Below are 23,718 nucleotides of genomic sequence, written 5' to 3' on the forward strand. Positions count from 1 at the left end.
GATGTTTCCCTTCAGATTTCACGGGTGGCGGGGGCGAGCTCCAATTGCTCCTGCGCCTTCGGGTAGGTCTTGATGAGGTATTCCCACGTCGAACGATACACGTTCCACGTCAGGGCGTCTCCATCCCACTTGAATTTGCCGCTCCCGGCCACGCCGGCGCACTGCTTGATGGTTTCCTTCCAGGCGCGGGTGTTGCCCTTGATGCCCACCACGTCGTTCGGCAGGTCGCCCTTGGGCTGGCCGCCCGTCACCACCTTGCGCACGGCTTCCTCGATGGCGCGCTTGAACTGGTACGGCAGATAGTCGCTGGCCGGATCCTTCGCCTGCCAGTCGAACCACGGCGCCGCCGCGCGCATGAAGGCGGAAGCCTGCTCGATGATTTCCGGCTCGCTCTCACCGGTCAGCGCGGCCTTCAGGGCATCCAGCGAGACATTGCTCTCGATCTCGTTCTGCACCCACATATCGAAGTTGTCGAAGTCCGCGATGGTCATCTTCAACCCGTAGGCCGTGGCGAACTCGCGCATCGCGGCGCGGTGCTTGTCGGCGCTGTTGCCATAGGCTCCACCGCCGATGCGCTCCACTGCCGCATCGCTGGGCACCACGAAATTTCCAGCCTCGTCGAACGATCTGATGATGGCCTTCTGGCTGTCGAAGATGCGCTGCATGACCGTGGTCTTGCTGGCATCGCGCGGGGGAATGACGTAGGGGAAGAATGGCTGCGGCAGCATGTACGAATGCGTGGCATACGCTACCAGTGCCTCGGTCTTGCGGCGCTGCGCCACCTCGGGCACGACCTCGTTGAAGCCGTTCTCGATGGTGCCGCCGCTATTCACCTTGTCCTCGATTTTGGCGGCGTCGGTGATGCAGGCATCGTAGTCGGCGGTGCCGCGATAGACCCACTCGCCGGCGAGAACGTCCTGGGTATTGGCCGCCAGCGGCTGGCCGTTGAGCGTCCGCCCGAAGGCGCGCGGGACGCCCTTGACCAGGGACAGCACGGCCAGCCCGCCCTTCACGCGGACGAAGGTGCCGTCCAGCAGCGGCTTCCCGTTGTAGATGATGCCGTTGCCGGCGGCGATGTCCTCGGCTACGCTCGCCGGGTAGCCGCCGGATTCCTCGGCCTGGCGTGCGAAGTTGGCCTTGGATTCCGCGATCATGGACTGGGCCATATCCACTTCGGCCTGCCATTCGTTGGTGATGGGGCCGCCCTCGGTCGCCTCGATGGCGAACGCCGGGTAGGTGCGGCCCAGCAGCATGGATTCGATGTCGTCGTCCTTCTGCTTCCTCGGGTTGCTGCGCAACGCGGAGAAGAAGGCGTCCAGCGTGGCCGCTTCCCTCACCTGGCCGCCGGCGCGCCACTCGGTACGGAACAGGGTCGCCGATTCCTCGATCTGCCGGCGCAGGCCGCCCATGCTGGCGGTCAGCTCGGCCAACAGGCTTTCGTTCTTGGCGACGGCGGTAGCCGTAGCCTTCGGGTTGCTGATGCGGTCGCGCAGGGTCGCGGCCTGCCGTTCCAGCTTCCAGAGGCCGATGACCTTGCGGATGATGAAGCTGTCCGCGCTCTTGTTGTCGTTCAGGAAGGCGTTTTGCTTGCGGATGGTGTCCAGGTTAATCATCTGGCGGTCGCGGTTATTGGCCGCGCGCGCCTGGGCTTCCTTGACCGCGATGGTTTCCTGCATCCGGCGCATAGCATCGGCGTCGCCCACCACGTCGATCAGGGCTTCCATCTGCTCCTTCGACAGGCCGCCGGTGACAGCCACGCTGCCGGAGCCATTCACGTCCATGACCTGGCCGATCCAGTCCGCCTTCTTGTTCACCATCGAACGCTTGCTGGTGTCGAAGGTGCCGTCGGCGTCGTAGTAGTAGAGGCTCACGCGCTGGGTCTTGTTGCCCTGGCGCACACCGCGCCCGTTGCGCTGTTCCAGGCTATCCGGCGTCCAGCCGATGGTCAGGTGGTGGATTGCCTGCGTGCCCTTCTGAAGGTTGATACCCACCTCGGCCTTCTCGTTGGCGATGACGGTCTGGTACTTGTTGTCATCGCCGCCGGCGTTGAAGCCGTCCTGCACCGCAAGAATCTCGTCGGGCGAGTTGTTCGTGCGGCCCGTGATGACGGCGATGGCAGCGGAGGGGATACCGGCGCGACGGGTCAGCAGGCGCTTGATCTTGTTGTGCAGCGGGAGAATGTCGCAGAACACGATTTGCTTGACGATGGACGCCGTAGCACCGCTTTCGTCGATGCCGCGCGGGCTGGCCTGCTCGTGCTGGAAGTTTTCGAGCATGGCGGCCAGCTTCGGCGGCACGGAAACGTCGAGGTCGAGGCCCAGCTTTTCGGCGATGGCCTCGAAGGCGCTCTGCGTGTCGGGGTCGATGGTGTCGATCACCACGCGGTTTCCGTCGATGACCTTGGCCTGCACTTGAATCTTCAGCAGTTCGGTTTCCTGGCCGGCGGTGTCCTTGATGGTGCGGTGCCCGACGATGGCCTTCTCGTCGGTCATGGGGCCGGGCCGGGGGCGTTCCTCGATGAACTTCTTGCCGTTGAACTGGGTGATGGCGTCCTTGGCCTTGGCGGCCTGGGTCTGGATGAAGCTGTAGAAGGTGGCGCGCTGGTCGAGCTCGGGATCCGCAATCAGCAGCGTCATCTTGTTGATGAGGTTGAATGGGTGCCCGATGAGGTTCAATTCCTCGCCGAAGTGCTCCGCCACCTGGTCGTAGGCGGCTTGATCGCCACGGTTCGGCGACTTCTCGGAAATGAGGTCGATGGCCCAGCGGAACGCGCCCTTGTAGAGCTTCAGGCGATCCACGATGTCCGGCGGCAGCGTTACCGGCGTGGCCTTCTCTTCGCGGTCAGGAACCACGATTTGCTCACCCACGTCCTCGGCGCTCTTGATGGTGGCCACCTCGCCGATGGCCTTGCGCAGCACGCCCACGTTGTTCAGGCCCACGAACACGTCGGTGGTGCGCGCCACGCCGTCCATCGTCACGTCGTCCTGGTTCTCCTTGGCGCACATCATTTCCATGAAGTTGTCGGCGCCCCGGATGCCCAGGCACATATCATTGACGCGCTCGTGGCCGGCGGCCAGAGACAGCATCGCGTACATTTCCAGCGGGCTATTGGTGATCGGCGTGGCCGTCAGCATGAGCACGCCATCCTTGCGCTCGGACTTACCACGGATGAACCAGGCTTTGGCCTGCGCGTCGATACCGCGCCGGGACGCCGGCGACAGGGACAGGAACTTGGCGCTCTTGAAGTCCACCGTCTGGGCGGAGTTCTTGAAGACGTGCGCCTCGTCGAATACCACGCTGTCGATGCCCATGTCTTCGAGGTACGGCGCGCCGCCGCGCTTGTCCGACAGGACGGCCAGTAGGCCCGCCTGCTTGCCCTTGGCGCGCTCGTCCTCCTTCTTGTCCATGCTCTCGGCGAAGCTGGCGTCAGCCTGGCGCATGAACGCCTCGTAAGCGCTGATGGTGTCGTCGCGCAGCCGGATCCGCTCGAACGCTTCGAGGGTCATAAAAATCTTGCTGTGGCGGTTCTCCATCACCGCCGTCAGGTCGGTGTCGAAGTTGGACGAACTGACGGTCGCCTTGCCGTCCTTGCCCACACGCAGACCGATGAACAGGCAATCGTCGGTGCTGGCATAGGCGCGCGAGGCTTCCTTGCGCCAGTTCGACAGCACGGAGTTGGGCACGACGAAGGCCGTCTTGGCCTTGACGCCGATGCTCTGGGCGTACTGGGTCGCTGCCAGCGCCGTGAAGGTCTTGCCCAGGCCCACGCCGAAGCCGTTGATGCCGCCGAATTCACGGCTGGTTTTGCGCACGTAGGAATTCTGGTAGCCGTGCAAGGTGAGGTTGGGATTCATGCCGGGAATCGGCATCGGGGCCTCGTCCTCCACCTGGCGGAAACGCAGCTTCGCGGGGTCGGATGCGATGGCTTCCAGGCGGGCCACGATGGCGCGGTTGCCGCGCACCCAGCCGTTGAACTGCTCGTTGGCGGTATTCACCATGCGGCGCAGCTCTTGCAGGGCCTTGGCGTCCTCCATGCCCAGCTTGACGCCGCCCAGGGTGATCGTGCCGTTCTTCAGGTAGTCGCCGATGCGGTTCAGCAGCTTTTCGCGGTCGGTGAGATTGCTCCCCGGCACGTCGATGTCCACGCGCTTCTCGCCCGTGCGCTCGTCGTAGATGACGGCGGCGGACGGATGCACGAAGCGGCGCAGGAAGTCGGCCTTCTCTTCCAGGGAGACGTGCGGGCTGAACAGGTTGAAGGTCAGCTTCGACACATCCACCTTGTCGATGCGGGCGGCGGCGTCCATCTTCTGGCGCAGCAGCTTGGCCCGCACTTCCTCGGTGGCCGCGCTGGCGATGTCGGCATCCACGCGCGTCAGGAAGTCGGCGTAGTTGCCCACGTAGTAATCGTCCGCGCGCGTGACGCTCTTGCCGTCCGGCGACAGGCACCAGGCCGGGTCGGCGTGCGGGTCGAAGCTCTCGCCGTAGATGGCCTTGGCGTCGTCCAGTCCGGCCCAGATGGATTTCGTCTTGTAGCGCAAGCCCTCGAAGGTGGAATCCGCCGTGGTTTCGACGCTCGGGGCTGCCTGCTGCACGTCGCCGCGCCAGACTGCCGAAAATCCGGTCTTCTTCTGGTAGTGGTTGCCGATGGTCAGCAGGCCGTCGCGCAACTTCCCGCCCAGCGCCGACGGGCGCTTCTTGGCGACGCCGGCGACGCGCTGCATGGCGTCGGACAGGGCCGGATACTCGGCCAAGAAATTGACGCCGGTTTCCTCGCCCAGGCGCTCTTGAAGCACCTGGGCGGCGGCCATGCCGACGATGCCGGCGTTCCAGAACTGGGCGCGGTCAGCATCGGTCTTCAGGCGGCGAATCTCGGCCATCGCGCCGCGCAGCCAGTCGGGAATGTCCAGCGACTGCGAGGTTTCCACCATGTAATTGACGCACTTCTCGGCGTCCGGCCAGGTGATAGCGGCCTCGAAGGCATCGTAGGGGCTCTTCAGCTTGCCCACCATGTCAGCCATGCTGGCGCTGTCCTCGCTGCGCGCCATTGGAACCCAGCGGCCATCCTGCATTTGCAGGGTCTGCCCAGCCTGGGTGATGGTGTCGCCGTCGCGGTAGATGATGGGCGTGGTTTCAGCCTCGCCCAGCACGTCCCAATTCACGCGCGAATCAGGGAAGCGTTTGAGCATCCGCGCGATTTCGCTGATGGGGGCCTTGGTGATGACGCGATCCACATCGCGGAACTTGGCCGGGTCTTTGGGCACGAACTCGCCCAATACGAACCGCTTGCCCTCGCCGTCGAAGTAGCGGCCCTCGATGAAGGGCTGCCACTGCACGTTCGTCTCGATCAGCACCTTGGGGGACTGCTCGCGCAGCTCGGCGATCTTGTCCAGGGTGTCGCGGCTGTATTTTCGGAACGCGATCACGTCCGTCATGGTGTCCGCGCTGGCCGTGCCGAACACGGCATTGGGGAGCCGGTAGGCCCCCAGGAACTCCGCGACGTAGCTGGCCTTGACGCGCAGTTCTTCTTCCTTGCCGCCCTTGCCGGAGACGCAGCGCGGCGGCGTGATGAACACGGCCAGGCCGCCCGGCTTCAGCTTTTCCAGCGAGCGCAGGATGAAGTAGTTTTGCAGCGGTTCCTTCTGGTAGCGGCTGTCCAGCAATTGGTTCCCGCCACGGTCAGCGACGCCGCCAAAGGGGACATTCGTCACCACCGCGTCGTACTGCTCGTCCGGCGTGGCTGCGGCCACCTTCTCGAACGGGGAAACCGTCGCGGTGTAGCCAGGGCCATCATTCACCAGGCCGTTGATGCGGCCCGACGTTTCATTCAGCTCCACCGCGTCGATAGCGGCGGACAGGGGCGCAGTCGCGCCGAAGACGCCCACGCCAGCGCACGGGTCGAGCACCTTGCCGCCGGAGAAGCCCAGCTCTCCCATGAGCTCCCAGACGCCTTCGGCGATGGGCTTGGGGGTGTAATACTCGTAGGCGCTGCCCTTCTTGCCGTCGGCGCCGATGAGCGCGCCGCCGGTGCCGGAATACTTCGCCAGAACCAGCTTTTCTTCCGGCGTCAGGCGCGCCGCATCCACTTCGCCAGTGTCGATGCGACGGAGCAAAGCCATCGCAGCGGTGTTGTCCTTCTTGCGCTGGGCCGGCTTGCGGTTAGGGTCAAACTCGTAATACTGGGCAGTCTGGTTGCGCGGCGCAGGCGGGGCGTCATCGCCGGCGGCGGCATCCGTCGGCGCGGCAGTTTCAGCCTGGGCGGTAGCGCCCCCCGTGGCCGTTTGGGCCGCGCCCAGTTCGACGCGGATCTGGTTCGCGCGCGCGGCCAGCTTCAGGCGCGCAAGCGCGTTGTCGGCATCCTTCAGACCCGCCTTGACGCGGGCGAGCTCGCCCACCAGTTTCAGCCGTGCCAGCACGCCACCTTTTCCCACGGCGCTATCGAAGGCGATACGGTTCAGCATGTCTTTCTTCCCTTCAGGAGAGGTTGGCGGTAGCGGCCAGCATGGCGTTCTGGTAGGTAGCCACGGCTTGCTCGAACAGGGTCACAAGCGCGGGGTCGTCTTGGTTGCGGTTGAAGGCGGCTTCCAGCGTGTCGGCGAGGTCAGGGGCCAGAATGTCGGGCACCGTGCCGTCGATGACGGACTGGAACAGGGCGCGGTCGGCATCCTTCTGCGGATCGGCCTGGCCGTCGCCAGCACCGCGCTTGGCGGCCTCGGCGTCCGCAATGGCGATGGCCGCTCCAACATCGGTCGTCCGGCCAATCTCGGCTGCCGCGCCCGTGATGCCGCCACTAAAGCCCACGGTGAGGCGCACCACAAAGCCGTCTTCAGTCACCCGGATGTTGAACTGAAGTTTCTTGTCGCCAGCCTGCACCGAGCGCACGTAGTCGTTGTTCAGAACGCGGCTGAAGCCGGCGGCGATCAACTCGGGAACGTCCGGCGAAATGTCGGGCAGCGCATCCGGTGCGGCGGTTTGCTGCGGCTGCTCTTCGGCGGCAGTCTTGCCGCGAATTTGCCCGATGGTCTTGGGGTTGAAGTGAAAGTCCAGTTCCACGCCGGCCTCCGTGAGTTCGTAGATGCTGATGTAGCCCAGCTCGCCGCCATCGCCGTACAAGTCGGCCAGGCCGAACGCCTGCTCGGTTCCGGTTCCCTCCATGTCCTTCTCGGTGATGTACCAGTCGCCAGCGCCACGGAAGTAGTGCAGGTGGGCCACGGCCTCGTCGCCCTTGCCGTCCTGGTCGTAGGTCTTCGGCATGGTGGCGATGACGCCGGCCAGCTCCTTCATCTTGTCCGCGAAGAACTGCCATTCCTCGCCCATCAGCCCGGCGATGACGGCCTTGTTTTGGGCTTCCGACATCCAGCGGTTCATGCCGGTGTCGGTCAGCACCTTGAGCGCGTCCATGCGGTCTTTCGCCGGGCCGGTGAAGGCTTCAGCCTGCGCGGTGGTGGGCTGCTCTTCAGCAGAGAACAGGGCCTCCACCATTTCCGGGGCATCGTCTTCGGAATACATGAACGGGCGGCCCTCGCTGCCCTTCACGCGCTCGTCGCCGGCCTCGCCGACATACACCATCGCCTTGCCGTCGTCGCCGATGTCGATGCGGCCCAGCACCTGGTCGCCCTTCTTGACCTTGCCCACGTAGCCGTCGTCATCCACTCCGTCCAGCGCGGGCGACTGCTCGGGCTTCGCGCCCGCGCGCCCGGTCAGTCGGTCGCTGATGGCGCGGGCATCGTTGGCAAATGCACCTATGCGATCCGTTTCCTCTTGCGTCATTTCCACACCGGAAAGCGACGCTCCGAAAGACATCACCGAACGCAGCGGCACGAGCGCACTATCGAAGGTGGCGATTTCGCTCACGCTGTCCAGCGCAGCGGCGAACTTCTCATCCGACGCGAGGAAGACGCTGAAGTTGTTGAGCAGGGCCTTGGTGGCCGCGACGGCGCGCACCTCGGTTTCAACCTCGAAACCGGCGGCGCTGTCCAGGGCCGTCTCCACGTCGAACGTAGCCCCGACTTCGGCTTCGTCCGGCTCGTAGTCGCCCTCGGTCAGGATGGCGATGGCTTCCTCAATGCTGGCCGCTACCTCGGCTTCGAGGTCGGCTTGCTCGGTGTTGCCCTCGCTGCGGTTGATGGGCTCGTTGTTCTTCGCCACATCCAGCGCCTGTTGCAGGGCAGCGACGGCGTGGCCGGTATCGTCGAGCGACGCGACAAGATCCCGGCCCTCGTTCGTCAGCCAGTTGTAGCCGTCACGGCGCTCGATGTAGCCGCGCTCCACCAGCGAATCTCGGGACGCCTTGGACGGCACATCGCCGTCCTCGATCTTGGGGTTCTTCTTCATGGCGCGCAGCGTGTCGAACTCGCCGCCGTCAAATTGCTCACCGGCGATGGTATGGACGGAATCCATCGCAGCGCCGGCGAACTCGCCCCACTCGATTTCCGCGCCGTGGCGCTTGGCGGCCTCGTCCATGCCCTTCGCGGTCACGAACGGCGAGTAGTCGCCCTTCAGCACGGATTCCGACAGCCAGAGCTTGAATTCGTCGGTAGCACTGGTGAAACGGTAGGCTTCATCGACGGCGGCGATTTTCTCGGCGTCGGTCTTCTCGGACTGCGGCTCGGCCACGCCCAGCGATTCCAGCGCCTGGCGCAGGCCGCCGAAGGCCAGCGCGGCCTTCAGGAAGCCGTTGAAGTTCTTGCTCTTCAGGCCCGTGATGCGGTCGCCCTTGCGCACGTAGTACGAGGTCGCGGCGCCGCGCTTGCGTGCCACCACCTCGCCGAAGCCCTGCTCGAAGAGCGATTTCACGAAGTCCTGCCCGTTGCTGACGGTGCCTTCGGTCGTGCGCACGCTGATGGAGGTCAGCCCGTTCCAGGCCCACTTCAGGTTGTCGTCGCGGCGCTTGGCTTCTTGGGCCTCGCTGCGTTGCGCTTCCAGTTCGGCGCGCTTTTCAGCGGTGATGCCCGCCCATTCGTCGATCTGCGGGCGACGGTCGCGCTGGGTCTTCGCCAGCTTGATGCCCGTGGCGCGCTCGAAAATCTCGGCGCTGGACTTGTTGTCGAGGTTGCTCAAGATGCTCCACGCCAGCGCGGCGTCCTTCGCCTCGATGGCGGCGACGATTTGCGGGGTCTGGCTGCCGGTGTCGATGCCGGCCTTGTGGAAGACGGCGGTGGCCACGTCGGCGAGCGGCGTTTCCGGGGTCAGCGCGGCGACTTCCGACGTGCCCTTGGCGATCAGGCGTTCCTTGGCGATGGACTGAATCCGGTCGCGCGCGGAAGCGGCGGCGTCCAGGGCGGCACTCCACGCGGCGAAGCCGGGATCTTCGCGCAGGCTGGAAAGGCGCTCGTCCCAGGTCTTGATGCCGCCAGCTTCCAGCGCCTGCGACGCCTTGCCGATGATGTCGTACTGGCCGGCGCGAGACGCGACGCCCAGTTTGTCGAGCTCGGCGCGCATGGTCTGGGTGTCGATGATGCCGTCCCAATTCACCGCAGCGACGGCGGCATTGATCACTGCGGCGGCGGCGCCGAACGACTGCACGTAGGCGTCGATCAGCTTCTGGGCGTCGTCCTGCTGGCCGGTTGCCTTGCTGAAAAGAATGTCCTCGCCCTTGACCAGCTTGAGCTTGGCGCGCACGTCATCCACGGTCAGAGACTTCCCGGCGAAGGCGTCGCCCATTCCGACGAACACATCGGAACGCAGCCATTCCACGATTTCGGCGGGCGTGCCTGCCCGCTCGCGGCCTAGGGTGCCGTCCTTGACGTGCGCCAGGTAGGCTCCGCCCTGCTCGGTCAGCGTCAGGTAGTCGTTGCTGCGAGACTTGCCCAGCAGGTACACGGCGGCGTATTTCTCGCCGAAAGAGCCTTCCCACCACTTGGCCGACTTCTTGGCCTGCTCGGCAGCGGCTTCGTCCCCGCCAAGCTCCTTCAGCAGGGCTTCGTCCTCTTCGGGCGTCGTCGCCGGGCTGGTGTCCTCGGCCACGGTGTAGCCGGCCTCGCGCAGTTGCGCGATGGTCGGTGCAGCATGGGCGGCCAGCACCTTGCCGCCTTCAGCGCCCGGCGTGGCGTTGATAGTGCTCCACGCCTTTTCGCCTTCCGGCGTGTTCGGGAAGAACGACGTGAAGAGGCCGTCGGCGCTGTTGCGATAGGTGATGTCGGGTTTCTGCTGCGCCTCCTTCGCGGCCTGTACGCGGCGCGCCACCTCTGCCATCGCCGCCGCATCCACCTGGGCGGCGTAGTCTTCCGGCGTCTTGGTCAGGTCGTCGTCGATGCCGTTCATGGCCCAGCCGGCGACGTTGCGGCCCGCGCCGACGTGCGTAAAGGTCGGCTGCACTTCGGCGTCGCCCTTGTAAAGGCGGGTATCGCTCGGCTCGCGGCCCTCCCAGCCCAGCGCGCGCAGGGCATTTCGGACGGCAACGATGCGGCCCTGGAAGAAGGCGTCGAGGCGGTCTTGCCAGTAGAGTTGCAGGGCTTCGTCGCCGCGCACCTTGGCGTAGCCCTCGGGCGTGGTCGGGTCGAACTCCGGCTTACCCTCGGCGGCCACCTTCGCCACTTCGAGTTCATGCTGGGCGGTCGCCAGTTCGGTTTCCAGGGTGGCGATTTCGTCCTTCAGGGTCTGGATGTTCTGCATCCGGGCCGCGCGCGTGGCATTCACGCGCTGGAACGCCTCGCTGTTCTTCTCGGCCAGGCGCATGATGCGGCGCGCCACCTCGCGGATGTTCAGGTCGGCGCCGCGCTCCGGCGCGACGACGATGGTGATGTCCTTCTTGTTCAGCAGCCATTTCCACGAGATAACCTCGTCCGCCGGGGCCATCTTGTTCGGCGTCACGTCGGGGTTGTGGAAGAAGATGGTCACGGTCTGGCCGTCGGACAGCTCGAAAATGGCCGCCACGTTGGCGACGCCGCGCTGCTTGAACGGGTCGGTGACTTGCAGGGCGATTGGCTTCACCTTGTCGCCGGTGCGCTCCATGATGCCGCGCAGCAGTTCCATCCGGCGTTCCAGCTTGGCGTAGGGCGTCACCAGCGCGTCGAAGGCCAGTGCGCCATCGGCGTCGTCGATGATTTCCTGGGCGGTCACGGCATCCAGAAGAAGGCCCTCGCCGCTGTCGGAGCGCCGGATGTCGTACAGCACCTTGTCCAAGGTGGTGTCGTAGGGCAGCGCGTCGGTGTTCCAGTGAGTTTTCTTCATGGTGTCAAGTCCTTCCTTGGGTAGGGTGTCGGCCCGAAGCGGGCTCTTCAGGTCGCCGTTGTCCAGCCACCACTTGAGTTGAGAAAGAGAGGCCGGGACGATGCTTTCCAGCCCGTCCCAGCCGCGTTCGTAGCTGTTCAAGTAGGCGGCGCGCGCCGATGCCAGGTCGGGAAAGGCGAGCATGACTTTGTGCTCGTCGAACTGGCCGCCGATGTTCTGGTTGATGACGTAGGCCCGCTCCGATTCGGGTAGCGGGCCGATGAAGCAATCCACGCCGTCGCCGTCCGCGCCGGTTGTGCCGCCGATGTAGCCGTAGTGCGCCGCCATGCGGCTAGACCACGCCTTGCCAGTCTTTTCATCCACGCCGGAGCGCGTGCTTCCGCGCGGCTGCTCGATGGCAAGATTCAGGCCGTACAGGCTCACCCGCCCCACCTTGTAGTTGCCGGCGCGGCACTGGGCTTCCGACGGTTCAGGCGTCAGGTTTTGGCCGAATGCGCCCTCGTGGGCGGCGCGCTCGATGAGGTGGAGAGGGGTATGGGACATGCAGGCATGGTATGGCCCGCGTTGCCCGTTATTTCGGGTGGTTTTCCGCCTCAATGTCGGCGGCAAGCTGATGGATGGTGATGCAGATGTCGGCCAGGTCGCGGCCAGCTTTCGACTTCTTGGAGAGGCCCCCGAAGTAGTCCAGCTCGGCGGCGATGTCGGCCATTTCGTCGGCCATCGCGCGCAGCCGCTTGGCCGGCGCTTCCGGCGGCGACTGCGGCGCGGGACTGCTGCTCATGGCATCAGGCGGCGGGGGCGAGGCTGGCGATCTGCTCGCGCACGGAGGCGATAGATTCCTTCAGCGCGTCGCGCTTCTGGGTCAGCACCTGCTCCATCTTCGGCGCGGCGGTGCGGATCCCGACGGGCGGCCTTACCTTCGCGGCGGCGAGCACCTTCTGGAACTTCACGCGCCCGGCGTCCATCGCCTGCACGATTTCGGCGATGGCCTTCACATGGTCGTCCTGGTTCTTGATGGGGAGCACCTTGCCATTCACCAGTACCTGGAAGATGTCGCCGGACTGCTTGATGCGCAACACCACTTGCTGGGAATCGGCGAAGGTCAGCGTCATTTCCCGGTAGGTGATGCCGGACGAACGCTTCACGGTGGTCGGCACGTCCTGCTGCACCACATTCGCGCCGGCGCGCGAGAAGTAGCGAACGGCCTGCTTGGCGGCCTTGTCTTTGGCCGACAGGTCTTCAAAGCTGAAAAGCAGGTTCTTCATGGTGTTTCCTTTCAATGCGAATGGTGGTTGCTGTTGCCGCCGCCGTCCATGATGGTGCCGGATGCGTCGATGTTGCCCTGCACGCCGATGTTGCCCTCGACCGAAACGCCAGAACCGCCGGAAACGGCCAAGCCGCCCTTGCCGACGATGGCGCCATCCACGGTGAGGTTTCCGGTGACGTGCGTATCGTCCGCCTGCACCGTGGCCGAAGGGGCCTGCACCGTCACATGGGAACCGGACTTGATGAGCACGTCGCCCTGCGCAATCAGGTTCATCAGCGCATCGGCAAGCAACTCCATGTTGGCATGGTGCCAGCGCCGCCAGCCCGTCGAATTTCCTGCCTGCGGGTTCCGATAGCCGGTGATGATGGGGTAGCGGGCGTCGCCGCCGATGAACGCCACCCAGACGGTATCGCCCGCCGTGATTTCGACCTCGGTAGCGTTCGCGCCGGCGCGCGACTTGTCGCCCAGGGAATACTCGATCTCGGCCAGCGGCAGCACGTCGCCGCCGTCGGTCAGGCCCGGAATCTCCACGCGGCACATGCGCGCGCCCGCGTCGTAGCCGCGCACGATGGCGGGATAGCGGCCAGGCCAGAAGCCGTAGGTTTCGCCCGCCTTCATTCTTCGAGGCTCCCCACCCAGAGCCGGGTATAGGCTTCCTGCTGGCCGCCGTCGTCCGTGCCGCTGCCGAAGACGTGGGCCGCCGTGATGACGGCCAGCTTCGCGCCGCCGGCGTAGGCGATCAGGTCGCCGGCCACGACATTCCCTCGCATGGTTGTCCGCGAGGTCTTGCGATGCACCAGGCAGCGCGTCATGTTGCGCAGGCGCTGGGCGTCCTTGAATGGGGAGTAGCGCACCGCGCGCGGCTTGTCGCGGTTGCCGAACACAGCCGCGCCGGATGCGGCCAGCGAGAAGAACCAGGGCACGGTATGCCGTTCTAGGAAGCCGCTTTCCACGTCCTCGCTGGTGTTGTCGGGCAGGGTCAGCACCGTGGCCTGCTTGAACAGGTCGCCCAGTCGGACGAATTGCAGCTTGCCGTTCTTCCAGCGCACCGCGCCGCCCTCTTCCTGAAGCACGCGGGCAATATGGAAGGTCGGGGTGTCGCCCACGGGGCAATAGAAGCGCGGCACGGGGAAGTCGGCATCCACGCCATTGATGGTCGCGCCGGCGGCCCGATAGATGGCGGCCAGCGAGGCGTTCTCTTTGATGATGGCGCGCTGGCGCACGTAGGCCGCGCCCTGGCAGGCATCCAGCAGCGCGGTCACGCTGTACGCCTCCATGTCACGCTGCCCCTGGGAAGAGCGCCCGGCGATGCGCTTGGACTTGACGATGCGCAGCGCGTCGCCTCCGACGTTCAACACCTGGCCCTCGGCCAACCGCTTGTCCAGCCCGTCGTCGCCGGCCCGGATCTCGGCTTCCAGCGTCAGGGGAATAGGGGAAAGGTCGGAGCGTAGCGTGGCGGACTTGATGAGGTCGCCGCGAAGCTGCTTACCGTCGGCGAAGGTCACGATCACGGCTACACCGTCAGGATGGGTTGAAAGAAAGCCCTATGCGGCATTTCCGCTTCGGTCTGGGCGATGTCGCCAGCAATCTCGCTGGCGCTGCGCCCGAAGGGATCGACACCCATGCCGCGCGAGGCTTCGAGCTGCAAGGCCGTCTCACGCTCGACGTACAGCAGGAACAGGGGGCGAATCAGCGCCCATTCGGGGTCGGTGATTTCCAGGTCGCCATTGATGGCCGGCACCGGGTCGGCGTTCTCGCGCGCGCGGATGACGGCATACCCGGCATAGAACCGGGTAGCCGCCATTGCCTGCGCAAGTACCGTTTCCTCGTCCAGCAGATTGCCGGCGGGGCGCTCTTGCGTGGCGAACTGCGTAGCCAGCGCGGAGAGCGTCGTCATTAGCGGTAGTCGTTCGAGTTGCCGGCGCCGATTTCGCCGAAGTAGTGGAAGAACGCCGTGCCGGTAATCATCAGCACCTGCGAGCGGTTCTCCCAGTCGCGGTCGGGGTCATCCACTTGGATGAAGCAATCGACGATGCGCTTGACGCGAAGGTACTGCTGCGGCGTGCCCTCGTACACCTTGGCGTTGAAGTAGCCGCCCTTGGCGATGAGATTCACCAGCATCTGATCGACGCTGCCGGCCACATCTTCCAGCAGGGAGATTTGGCCCTGGTGGGCGATCTTGATTTGCTGGGCCTGGTACATCATCGAGCCCAGCGGCATCGGCACTTCGATTTCGCCGGCGGGCGCGGTCTGCGGCCACGGGAACTGCTTGCACTTGAGCCAGCTTTGCTCGAAGCCTTCGATTTCCAGGGAGAAGTCGCTGGAAATGGCCTTCGCGCCCAGGGCGCGGGTCGCGTCGTAGTGCCCCTTCAAAAGGGCAGAAGTAGAAACGGTCATGTCGTTGTCCTTTCGTAGGGGATAGAGACGTACATAGGCACTGTATGGCACGCCCTGCCCAGCACCCGGCGCAGTTTTCCGCCTACTGACAAGCCAGAATGGCCGCTTCCAGCTCGGCCTCGTAGCCCTGGCGCTGCTTGCGCTCTGCGCGCAGGGCCGCCATCTGGCGGAAGACGGTGGAGCCCAGCGGAAGCGCCTCGACAGCGTAGGCCGGCTTCGTCGGAGCGGACACCTTGCACGGGACAGGAACAGGGACAAGCACCTGCTGCACGTCGGGCGCGCGCTGCGCGGGCGCGGCGCACCCGGCAAGGCAGGTCAGCGCAGCAAGGGCGATGGTGAGGATGACGGTCTTCATGGCTTCCCTCGCTCGGTCTTCAGTTCGGCGTCGAACGCGGCGGACGCGGCGGCGCACTCGTTGGCGCCGACTGGCGGCTGGGACTGCAAGATGCTCGCGGCCTGCGCCTGGTAGCCGGCGGATTCGGTCTTCGCCTTGTCGGCGGCGGCCTTGGCCTGCTGCTCGCGCTCGGCGGCCTGCGCAACCAGCTTCGTGAGTTCGTCGTTCTGCTTCTGCGCGGCGACGGCGACGGCGTTGTAGGACTGCTCGAAGGAATCGGCGCGGTCGTTGGCCGCCTTCAGTTGCGTTTCCAGCGCGGACACCTTGGGCGAGTAGTAGGCGGACGTGGCCTTGTAGCCAAGCCCAATACCCACGGCGATCATGGCAATGACGCCCAGCGCCTTCCAGAGCAAGGGATTGAGCGGGTTCATTGCGCCTCGCCTCCCGGCGCGTGCTCCTTGGGCTTGCTCTTGTCGCCCATGAGATACACGCCCAGGCCACCGACGAGGGAGCCGAAGCCGATGCCGAACGCCTGCATGTCGAAGTCCTTGCCCTGGGCGATCACGCCCCACGCAGCCAGGACGATGAACGCGGCGATGCCGACAATGGCGGCAACCCGCCCCGTTTCCAGCGTCTCGCCGTCGTAGTCGGTGATGAGATCCTTGAGCGACATATCATGCCCCTTTCTGCCGTCAGGCAAGTTCCGTGTCGTGCCGCTCGAAGGCAGCGGCCATCTTGGTGTCGTACTTGTTGGCCGCGTAGTTCGGGCCGTTGTAGTTCTTGGCGAACTTCGCCCAGTCCTGCGCCTTCAGCGCCGACCAGATGGCCGGGTTCGCTTTCACGAAACGCACGAAGGCGTCCAGTTGTGCGGCCTCGTCCCGGTACATGGCATTGATGAACTCCTGCACGGAGCCGTAGCCCAGCAGTTGCCAGTGGAAGCCCATGATCTGGAACAGACCCCAGCTCGCCGATTCCAGCGCGCAGGCCCGGTGAATCTTCGCCGCCTCGTCCAGGCGGTCACACTCGGCGACGCCGCCACGGTATCCGCCGGGCGTCGCATTGACGACGCCGGGGTGGCTCTTGGCGTAGGTTTCGGTCAGTTGCGGGCCGATGGCGTCCTTCAGGCGGCGGTACATGATGTGCCGCTCGAACAGGATGACGGGGCGGCCATCGTCGAAGAAGCCGGAGCCACGGCTTTCTACTTCGGTGACGGCCTTCACCGCCGCCACGGGCACGGACAGCAGCAGCGCGGCTTTCTGGAAGTCGGCGGGAATAAGTCGTTTGGATTCAGGCGTCGCCATATCAGCCACCCTTCTTGAATTTGTCCGTCATGCCCTGGATCAGGTCGTAGTAGTCGCGCTGCAACTCTTCGCGCGTCGGCGGCTCTACGCCATCGCACTCGCAACGACTGATGTATGCCATGCACTTCGTGACGAAGCCGAAGATGTGGTTTCGCGCCGCCTCGACCTCGGCAAGGCGTTCGTCCAAGTCCTCCACGCGCTTCTGCAAGCGGGTGAAGGCGTCGCGGTCAGAGGCGTCGGCCTTGAGGGTCACAGCATCCTTGCTGACGCGAAGGCCAATCCATCGAAGGATCGTGAAGCCCAGCAGCGCCAGGCCGGCAATGCCGCCTGCTTTCTGTTCGGGTGGAAGTCCGTCCAGCATCCTTACATCCTCCGACGGGCAAGCACCTTCCCGAGATTGCCAATGGAGCGAATCACGGTGTTCAGGCGATCAACGGTTGCGGCTTGCGTTTTCAACTCGGCTTCCTTTCCTTTCTTCCAGTCCTCGAAGGGCTTACCCTCGAAGAACCGTTTAGCGACGCTGGGCTGCATCGCCAAGGCTTCGTTCAGTGATGTGGATGAATATAGGGTGAGGCTAGATGCCGTCCCCATCAGGTTTTCCGACCAACTCGCGCGCCATTCGGGAGAGACAGGAATGAACCGGAAATCGGGCCGGAGGCAAGTTGCTTGCCGCCCCTCCTTTCGGCATAGCCACGATGCCGTCCTCGGTAAATTCCAGCTTGAAGAAGTGGTGCAGCTTGTCGCGGCCTTCCAGGTACAAGCCCATCAGCCGCGTGAAGTCGCTGTCCGGGTAGCCCTTCAGCACGCGCACGCGCGACAGCAGGTATTCGTCGAATGCGCCCTCGCCGTCGGCGGCCTCCGGCGCTTCCTCGCCGGTGCGCAGTAGTTGCGCAGCCATCGCGCCGAACAACCAGTGCAGACGGCCAGAAAGGCCCTCGACCTCGCCTACCATGCGCTCGATGGATTCAGCCATCGCGCCGGTGAGGTGTCGGACGTGCCAGGTGTCGCCGCCGACCTCGCCCACCTCGACGGCCTGCACCGAAGTCTGGATGTCGGCTTCGCCTTGCAGGTAGTCCGAGTAGCGCCCCGCGCCCAGCGAGAAGTCGGGGCCGTCCTCGGTCGTGGCGGAAAGGTAGTGGCAGACGGCCAGGATGCGCTCCTGCACCGTCCAGCGGGCCGGGTCATCGACGCCACCCTTCGACGCATCGACGGCAGCGCGCAGGAAGGCCGTGGTGCTGGCTTCTTCCATGTGGCCGGGCATGGCGGCCAGGGCCAGCGAATCGCCGATGGACAGTTCGCGCAGTTGCAGCGTCAAGCGTCGCGTGCGAAGTGGGGGAAAGTAGATCATGGGGTCTGGTGCTCCTACGTGAGGCTGACTTTCTGGGAATTCGCCCAGTCCTTGCGGTCAAGGGCGGTCAGCGTGCAGAGGGTCATGGGCACGGCGAGCTCGACGTACTGGCCGTTCGCATCCACGGGGGAGTTCATGGGCATACCGATGGACTCGATCACCAGTGGCGAGTAGGTACGGCCCTTGAACTTCATGGCGACGCGCGTGGGCGACTTCGACGGCATCAGGGCTTCGACATAGCCCATGTCACCCTTCGTCGTCTCGGCGGCGCGCGCCAGCAGGGAGCCATCCTTCGAGAGCTCGATGGGCAAGGCCCACTCCATCAGCTTGTTGAACGGGGCTTCGACCTCGCTTGCCGGGTCGCGCCAAGCGCGGAACAGGGCCACCACCTGGATCTTCACCGGCGGCATCCCGTTGAAAACCTGCGTGCTGTTCAGCTTCGTGATGCCGGTGCGCCCCTCGAATTGCTTGAGGAAGTCGTTGGACTTCTGCTGGGCGCTGCCCTCCGTCTTCGTCCCCGACTTGTTGCCGGGCAGCATGACATCGACGATGGGCTGAAGCGCGCCGGACTGAAGCATCGCCATGAGCGCCGGGGCCTTCGATTCCGGCCCGGCCTGCTCGAACGGGCTCTGCCAGTTCAGCACCATTTCCATATTCGCCTCGGTCAGCGGCGCGAGCACGGTGGCCGCGTCGCTCTGCGAGGTGCGCCCCCAGGAATCGTCGCCGGTCTTGACCACCTCGTAGAAGCTGGCGATCAGGTGCGGCGAAAGCCCGTCCCAGAGAGAGGACAGGCCGCCGCCTACCAGTGTGGGCGGGAGAATGGAAGGGATGTTTGGCATAGAATAAAAAGGGCGCTACCGCTCTCGCAGCAGCGCCCAAGGCCCCATCATGGCAAGGAGAACTTCTTACTTCAGGCCCGCGCGCTGGCGGATGCGCATGGACTTCATGCGGCGCATCATCGCCCCGGCGGAATGGCTCTTCATGCGCGCCTTGCGGATCGCCACCTTCTGCTTGGCAGACAGGCGGACGTGGCCGGAGATACGCTTGTTGATGCGCACCTTCTTCCCGCCACGGATGACCACCTTCTTGCGGTAGGCAGCGTCCAGCGCAGGCTCTTGGTCGTCGTCGGAGAACACGAAGGCGTCGATGTCATCGCCGGCGCCGTCTTCGCCATCGGGCAGCACGGATGCCACCAGGTCGCGCACGCGGTCGGCGGCCTCGCCGTCCCAGTCGTTCAGCAGCGCGCCGGCGTCCTCTTCGGACACGCCGCACTTCACGAGGTAGTCCCAGGCGGTGTTGAGCGCCACTTGCAGGACGCCCTGCTCGTCTTCGGTGATGTCGCCGTCCTTGTTGGCATCGGCGATACCCACGAAGAGAGCCATCAGGCGGTCGGCGTAGCTTTCGCCATCGTCCAGGTCGTCGGTTTCTGCCCATTGCTGGACGGCGGCCACAGCCGACACGGAAATGTCGGCGATGGTGTAGTCGTCGGCGCCGGACAGCTTCGGCTCCTTGTCGTCGGCGCTGTCCAGCGTCTTCTTGGCAGCGGGATCCGGGCGCTTGAGCGCGCCACGCAGCATTTCAGTCACGTTCATGGTTTTGCTTCCTTTCCTCTATACGGTTTGCGGGTGGCGGTTACTTGCTCAAGGTCTGCGTTACGAAGGTGCGGCGGTTCGTGCCGTCGTAGCGCAGGGCGTAGGTCACATCCATGTCTTCGTAGGGCCGCATTTCATTGGGCCGCACGTCATACACGAACGCCTTGCCGCCCATTTCCGGCTCGCTGGAAGGCACGATCCACTTGGACGCCTCCGCACCCTCGAAGAGGGTTTGCAGGAAGTCCTTGGTCTTCTTCACCGACATATCCATCGGCAGTTGCAGGTTGTCCTTCGCAGCGCGCGTCACGGCCTCGTCGATGCTGGTGCTCATGTCGGCCACCGCGATCAGCTTCTTGAGGCTGGATTCGACCAGCGCGCAGGTCAGCGAATCGCGGAAGACGTAGCGCCCGCCGCCGGTGTAGGTTTCGTACACCACCGGGTTGATCTTGGCGCGCGCGAGCGCGTTCAAGTCCTGGTCGCGCAGCTTGACGGTCTGCGTAATCTTCACGCGCTGGATGGCCCATTCGCGGCCCGCAATCGGGTAGTTCTTCGGCGCGAAGCCCTTGGCATTCACCTGGGCGTTACGACCGCAGGCGTAGGCGATGTTCAGCGTCGCCGTGCCGAAGTAGCCGTTGGGATTCACGCCCGTCGGGTCGTCGGACTTCAGCGGAGCCCAGAAGGCGTGCATCAGGTGCGCGGTCTGGCTGGCGCCCATGTTGAGCTGATTGACGAACGCGATGGCCGCTTCCACCGACAGGTTGCCGGGGATGTCGAAGCGGAGCTGGCGGTTCGTGTCGAACGCCAGTTGCGCGAGCTGGGCCAGCAGCGCCGGGGCCTGCGTGCCGCCGGACGAGATATAGGCGTAATCGAACTGCGTGTATTGCAGCTTTTCACGCGCGCCCATGTAGTCCTGCGTGGTGTAGGCCGTGCCGCCTTCGGAGAAGCACACCTGCACGCCGGACTTCGCCCATTGCTGGCGCCCGTTGGTGTCGTAGCCGTAGGCTTCGGAGCCGGCGGCGATGACGGCGGCAGCGCCCAGCACGCCGGTCTGCAATTCGACGGCATCGGTCTGGCCCTGGGCCACGTCCGGCAGGTAGTTCGAGTTGCCGTAGTCGTCCTTGGAATCGGACTTCAGCGAGCCGTAGAACTCGTACAGCAGGTTGTCGTCCTTGTCGCGCAGGCGCAGCGTGAGCTTGTCGTTGGCGACATCCAGGCCAGCGTCCTGCACGGATTCGGCACGGAACTCGATCTGGATGCCGTCGTTGTGGCATTCCAGGTGCTTGACGGCGAACAGGAACGGGGTTTCCAGTTCCTCGAAGGCGTCCTCGGTCATCACCGTGTAGGTGAAGTCGCCCGTCGGGGCCGGAGCCACGGGCGGCTCGGCTGCCGGGTCGCCGGCGGTCATTTCGACGGCCACCACCAGCCACTTGATGGCGGCGGAGGTCGTGGAAAGACGCTGGATGATGGCCTGGTAAGCGCCCTTGTTCAGGGCTTCCACGACATGCACCCACGCCTCGTTGAGCGCGGACAAGCGCACCTGCTCGCCGTTGCCCAGCTTCTTGAACACGTTGCCGCGATCCACGGCGAACGGCTTGTCGATACGGCCACGAGTGGCCCGCATCATGATCCCGAACACCTGGTCGGAGTTATCACCGGCGGGAATCTCGGAGTTGTCGCGCAGCGGGTTGAGCTGAACGCCGGATTCCGCACCGAGTTGTCGCACGAAAGCGGTACTCATGGCCTCTCCCTTCTATTACGCGCCGGTGGCTTGTTGGCCGTCGGCAGCGCCGTTTTCTTGACCGGCAGCGCCGGCACCTTCACCGCTGGCATCGCCGGTCGGCGCAACAGGGTCGGCGGTCTTGTCACCCTCGGGGGCGACAGGAGCGGCGTCCAGCAGCGCGGCCAGGTCGGCCTTCTTGGCATTGGCCTGGAACTCGATGCCCTTGGCCTTCAGTGCGTCCTTGAGTTGGTCGTAGGACAGACCTTCGGACGGCTTCTTGACGATGGTTTCGCCGCCCTCGCCGCCGGCGCCCGTGCCTTCGCCCGAACCCGTGCCGCCGGCACCTTCACCGCTGGCATCGCCATCGGTTTCAGCCGGGATAGCGCCGTCGGAAATGGTCACGGCCAGCTTGTAGCGGTTGAGCTCGGCGATCTGCTCGATGCTCGAAGCCACGCGCTGGAACAGGTCGTGCGAGGCAACCTTGACGGTCTTCGCGCTTTCCTTGTCGTTGGCGACGTGCTTCAGGAACAGGCCCGGCACCTCGGGGAAAACCACGTCGCGCGGCATGTGGTTCTTCACCGTGATGGTGAGCGGGTACTTGGCGTCGGCGAAAGCCTCGGCCACCAGTTGGTTGGCGTCCTTCCCCGTGAGGGAAGGAGCGCCCAGCTTGACGATCTTGGTCATGTTGGTGCTCCTTTCCGGCCTGGGCGATTAGCGCAGGTTGGTCACGTTGATGGTGGCGCAGCCCAGCGAAGACGGGCCGTGCGGATTGACCGCCGTGAAGTTGCGGGCGTAGAAGCCGGCGCCTTCGCGCAGGTCATCGCCGGCCAGCAGGGGCTTGACGGTCGGGGGAACGGCATCGCCCAGGACGATGGGGTTGCGCGCCACGTCGGTAGCACGGCCCACGCAGAGGATGTTGCCGCTGTTGGCGGTTTCGGCCACTTCCTTCGGGGTGTAGTACACCTCGTACTGGCCGAACAGGCGGCCCACGCGGAAGATGCCGGGGCGGACGGCGATACCGGACGGCTCGAAGATGTCGTTGGCGAGCGTCAGGAACTGCGAAGCGATGTCCTTGCCGACATACAGGTGGGTGATACCGTGGTTCATGGTATCGACGGCCATCTGCTGCGACGCATTGGCGAGAGCCGCGCCGAAGTCGTGCCAGATGTCGTTGCGCTTGAGCTGCGTCGAACGGTTCGCCCAGTCGAAGTTGTAGGTGGACTGGTTGTTCGCGGCCAGACGGCGGGCCTTCGCCAGCACGTTGTAGTGGCGCTCGTTGGCAAACTGGTTCTGGATGGCGATGATGCTTTCGCTGTACGGATCCAGGTTCAGTTCGTTCGCCATCTGGGTGCGGCCGTCGATGCTCTGACGGGTGATGACGCGCCACGGGGCCGCGTACAGCGGGAAGGTGCTGACGGACGTGATGATCGAGGGGGTAACGCTCGGGTCACGCTCGAAGTCGATGAAGCCTTCCACCGTCACGGGGATGGTGTCGGGCATCTTCGGGGTCGTGGTCAGCGCATACACGCCGGTGTCGGTGTTGATGGTGCCGCCGATCACGTAGGTGGTGCCCGCGATGGTGATGCTGCCATTGACCGGCGAGTTGCCGGCGCCGGAGCTGTTGATCGGCTCTTGGGCGGCAAGCACGCCATTGACATACACCTGCGAGCGGCCACGCAGCAGCTTGACGCCGGTAGCGCCCTGGTCGCAGGTGTCGCTGGTGGCTTGACCGACGGTCAGCTTGCCGCCCACGGTGCCGTCAGCGGTCGCCGGGGTGGTGGTATGGACGCGGGACGCGCCGACGTAGGCGCCGCCGGAGTGCGTGCCGTCCAGCAGGTCGTTCTGGGCGTAGGCGCCGAAGGTGTTGCCGGCCTGGTGGCTCACGATGGCGAGCTTGGCTTCGTTGGAGCCGATGTCCGCCGGCAGGTAGTGCGCGAACGGGATGGCTTCGGCGAAGGTGGTCAGGATGGACACCACGGCGCGGTTCGGCTGGATGGAACCCTGGTCGTGATGGACGGACGAGGCCGAATCCAGCGCGGCGCCGTACTTGCGCTTGGCTTCGCTGGTGGTGGCGTAGGCCAGGTGCAGAGCCTGCTCGGCCACGTCAGCGGGGACGGTCATGCCGTGCTGCTCTTCGTAGATTTTCACGCCGTCGAGGATGGCGCGAGTGACGCGCTCCTTCTCGCCTTCATCCTTGCAGTCGTCGAGGACGGCTTGCAGGGTTTCGGGGATCTTGACGCCCGAACTTTGGCTCGTCGCGGTCGCCATGAAGTCGGCGGCTGCGGCGGAATCGAAGGTGCCGCTCGGGGCGGCATTGTCCTTCAGGGAGGTGATGAAATTGGATACTTCGGCAGTCTCGCGCTTGAAGTAATCCTGTTGGATGCGCTTGGTCATGGTTTCGTGTCCTTTCGGAGAAGTTCAAACACAGGAAATGCCGACTGGTAGCCGACTGCTGGTCATTCTCCGGGCCGCAAAATCACGCCAAAGGCGGTTTTTCCGGTTTTCTACTACCCCGTCCAAGGGGGGCTACGACGGGAGCCTTTCGCCGCTCTCGAATTGCTCGCGCCCGTCCATCGCGTGATGCACGAAC

20 protein-coding genes are annotated in these 23,718 nt (G+C 64.9%); all 20 read right to left on the reverse strand.

The window, feature by feature from the left end:
• Positions 1 to 11 precede the first annotated feature (11 nt).
• Positions 12 to 6,458 (reverse strand): hypothetical protein, encoded by a 6,447-nt coding sequence (locus AT302_RS15050; RefSeq protein ID WP_058379113.1) that lies wholly within the window; start codon positions 6,456 to 6,458, stop codon positions 12 to 14.
• A 13-nt stretch (positions 6,459 to 6,471) separates the two neighbouring features.
• Complete coding sequence (locus tag AT302_RS15055) at positions 6,472 to 11,712, reverse strand: defense against restriction DarA-related protein (RefSeq protein ID WP_058379114.1); 5,241 nt, start codon at positions 11,710 to 11,712, stop codon at positions 6,472 to 6,474.
• A gap of 28 nt (positions 11,713 to 11,740) precedes the next feature.
• Positions 11,741 to 11,950, reverse strand: a complete 210-nt coding sequence (locus tag AT302_RS15060) for a hypothetical protein (RefSeq protein ID WP_058379115.1) — start codon at positions 11,948 to 11,950, stop codon at positions 11,741 to 11,743.
• 4 nt (positions 11,951 to 11,954) lie between these two features.
• Entirely contained in the window at positions 11,955 to 12,434 is a 480-nt protein-coding gene (locus AT302_RS15065; RefSeq protein WP_058379116.1) for a defense against restriction DarA-related protein, read from the reverse strand.
• Positions 12,435 to 12,445: 11 nt separating this feature from the next.
• On the reverse strand, positions 12,446 to 13,054 hold the full coding sequence (locus AT302_RS15070; protein ID WP_058379117.1) for a hypothetical protein: 609 nt from the start codon (positions 13,052 to 13,054) through the stop codon (positions 12,446 to 12,448).
• Positions 13,051 to 13,947, reverse strand: coding sequence for a hypothetical protein (locus tag AT302_RS15075; protein WP_058379118.1), 897 nt, complete (start codon positions 13,945 to 13,947; stop codon positions 13,051 to 13,053). Before AT302_RS15075 ends, AT302_RS15070 begins: the two co-directional genes overlap by 4 nt.
• A gap of 2 nt (positions 13,948 to 13,949) precedes the next feature.
• Positions 13,950 to 14,333 (reverse strand): hypothetical protein, encoded by a 384-nt coding sequence (locus tag AT302_RS15080; RefSeq protein WP_058379119.1) that lies wholly within the window; start codon positions 14,331 to 14,333, stop codon positions 13,950 to 13,952.
• Positions 14,333 to 14,833 carry a hypothetical protein gene (locus AT302_RS15085; RefSeq protein WP_058379120.1) on the reverse strand — a complete coding sequence of 167 codons (501 nt, stop codon included), beginning with the start codon at positions 14,831 to 14,833 and terminating at the stop codon, positions 14,333 to 14,335. Before AT302_RS15085 ends, AT302_RS15080 begins: the two co-directional genes overlap by 1 nt.
• Before the next feature lie 82 nt (positions 14,834 to 14,915).
• Positions 14,916 to 15,188, reverse strand: a complete 273-nt coding sequence (locus tag AT302_RS15090) for a hypothetical protein (protein WP_058379121.1) — start codon at positions 15,186 to 15,188, stop codon at positions 14,916 to 14,918.
• Positions 15,185 to 15,598 carry a hypothetical protein gene (locus tag AT302_RS15095; RefSeq protein ID WP_058379122.1) on the reverse strand — a complete coding sequence of 138 codons (414 nt, stop codon included), beginning with the start codon at positions 15,596 to 15,598 and terminating at the stop codon, positions 15,185 to 15,187. Before AT302_RS15095 ends, AT302_RS15090 begins: the two co-directional genes overlap by 4 nt.
• The gene (locus tag AT302_RS15100; RefSeq protein ID WP_058379123.1) at positions 15,595 to 15,840 is read right to left on the reverse strand and encodes a hypothetical protein; all 246 of its coding nucleotides are present in this window, start codon (positions 15,838 to 15,840) and stop codon (positions 15,595 to 15,597) included. Before AT302_RS15100 ends, AT302_RS15095 begins: the two co-directional genes overlap by 4 nt.
• 19 nt (positions 15,841 to 15,859) lie before the next feature.
• Positions 15,860 to 16,468, reverse strand: a complete 609-nt coding sequence (locus AT302_RS15105) for an N-acetylmuramidase family protein (RefSeq protein ID WP_058379124.1) — start codon at positions 16,466 to 16,468, stop codon at positions 15,860 to 15,862.
• A gap of 1 nt (position 16,469) precedes the next feature.
• Positions 16,470 to 16,829, reverse strand: coding sequence for a hypothetical protein (locus tag AT302_RS15110; protein ID WP_058379125.1), 360 nt, complete (start codon positions 16,827 to 16,829; stop codon positions 16,470 to 16,472).
• A 2-nt stretch (positions 16,830 to 16,831) separates the two neighbouring features.
• Positions 16,832 to 17,059 (reverse strand): hypothetical protein, encoded by a 228-nt coding sequence (locus AT302_RS15115; protein ID WP_058379126.1) that lies wholly within the window; start codon positions 17,057 to 17,059, stop codon positions 16,832 to 16,834.
• A complete protein-coding gene (locus AT302_RS15120) occupies positions 17,043 to 17,816 on the reverse strand; it encodes a hypothetical protein (RefSeq protein WP_058379127.1) in 774 nt (257 codons plus the stop codon). Before AT302_RS15120 ends, AT302_RS15115 begins: the two co-directional genes overlap by 17 nt.
• A gap of 14 nt (positions 17,817 to 17,830) precedes the next feature.
• Positions 17,831 to 18,655: a hypothetical protein gene (locus AT302_RS15125; protein ID WP_058379128.1), complete on the reverse strand. Its 825-nt coding sequence runs from the start codon at positions 18,653 to 18,655 to the stop codon at positions 17,831 to 17,833.
• A gap of 66 nt (positions 18,656 to 18,721) precedes the next feature.
• Positions 18,722 to 19,408: a hypothetical protein gene (locus tag AT302_RS15130; protein ID WP_058379129.1), complete on the reverse strand. Its 687-nt coding sequence runs from the start codon at positions 19,406 to 19,408 to the stop codon at positions 18,722 to 18,724.
• Between the two features lie 40 nt (positions 19,409 to 19,448).
• Entirely contained in the window at positions 19,449 to 21,146 is a 1,698-nt protein-coding gene (locus tag AT302_RS15135) for a hypothetical protein (RefSeq protein ID WP_058379130.1), read from the reverse strand.
• Positions 21,147 to 21,161: 15 nt separating this feature from the next.
• Positions 21,162 to 21,812: a HeH/LEM domain-containing protein gene (locus AT302_RS15140; protein ID WP_058379131.1), complete on the reverse strand. Its 651-nt coding sequence runs from the start codon at positions 21,810 to 21,812 to the stop codon at positions 21,162 to 21,164.
• 27 nt (positions 21,813 to 21,839) lie between these two features.
• Positions 21,840 to 23,522, reverse strand: coding sequence for a hypothetical protein (locus tag AT302_RS15145; RefSeq protein ID WP_058379132.1), 1,683 nt, complete (start codon positions 23,520 to 23,522; stop codon positions 21,840 to 21,842).
• Positions 23,523 to 23,718: the final 196 nt, after the last annotated feature.

The sequence above is a fragment of the Pandoraea norimbergensis genome (assembly GCF_001465545.3).
Lineage (GTDB): Bacteria > Pseudomonadota > Gammaproteobacteria > Burkholderiales > Burkholderiaceae > Pandoraea > Pandoraea norimbergensis.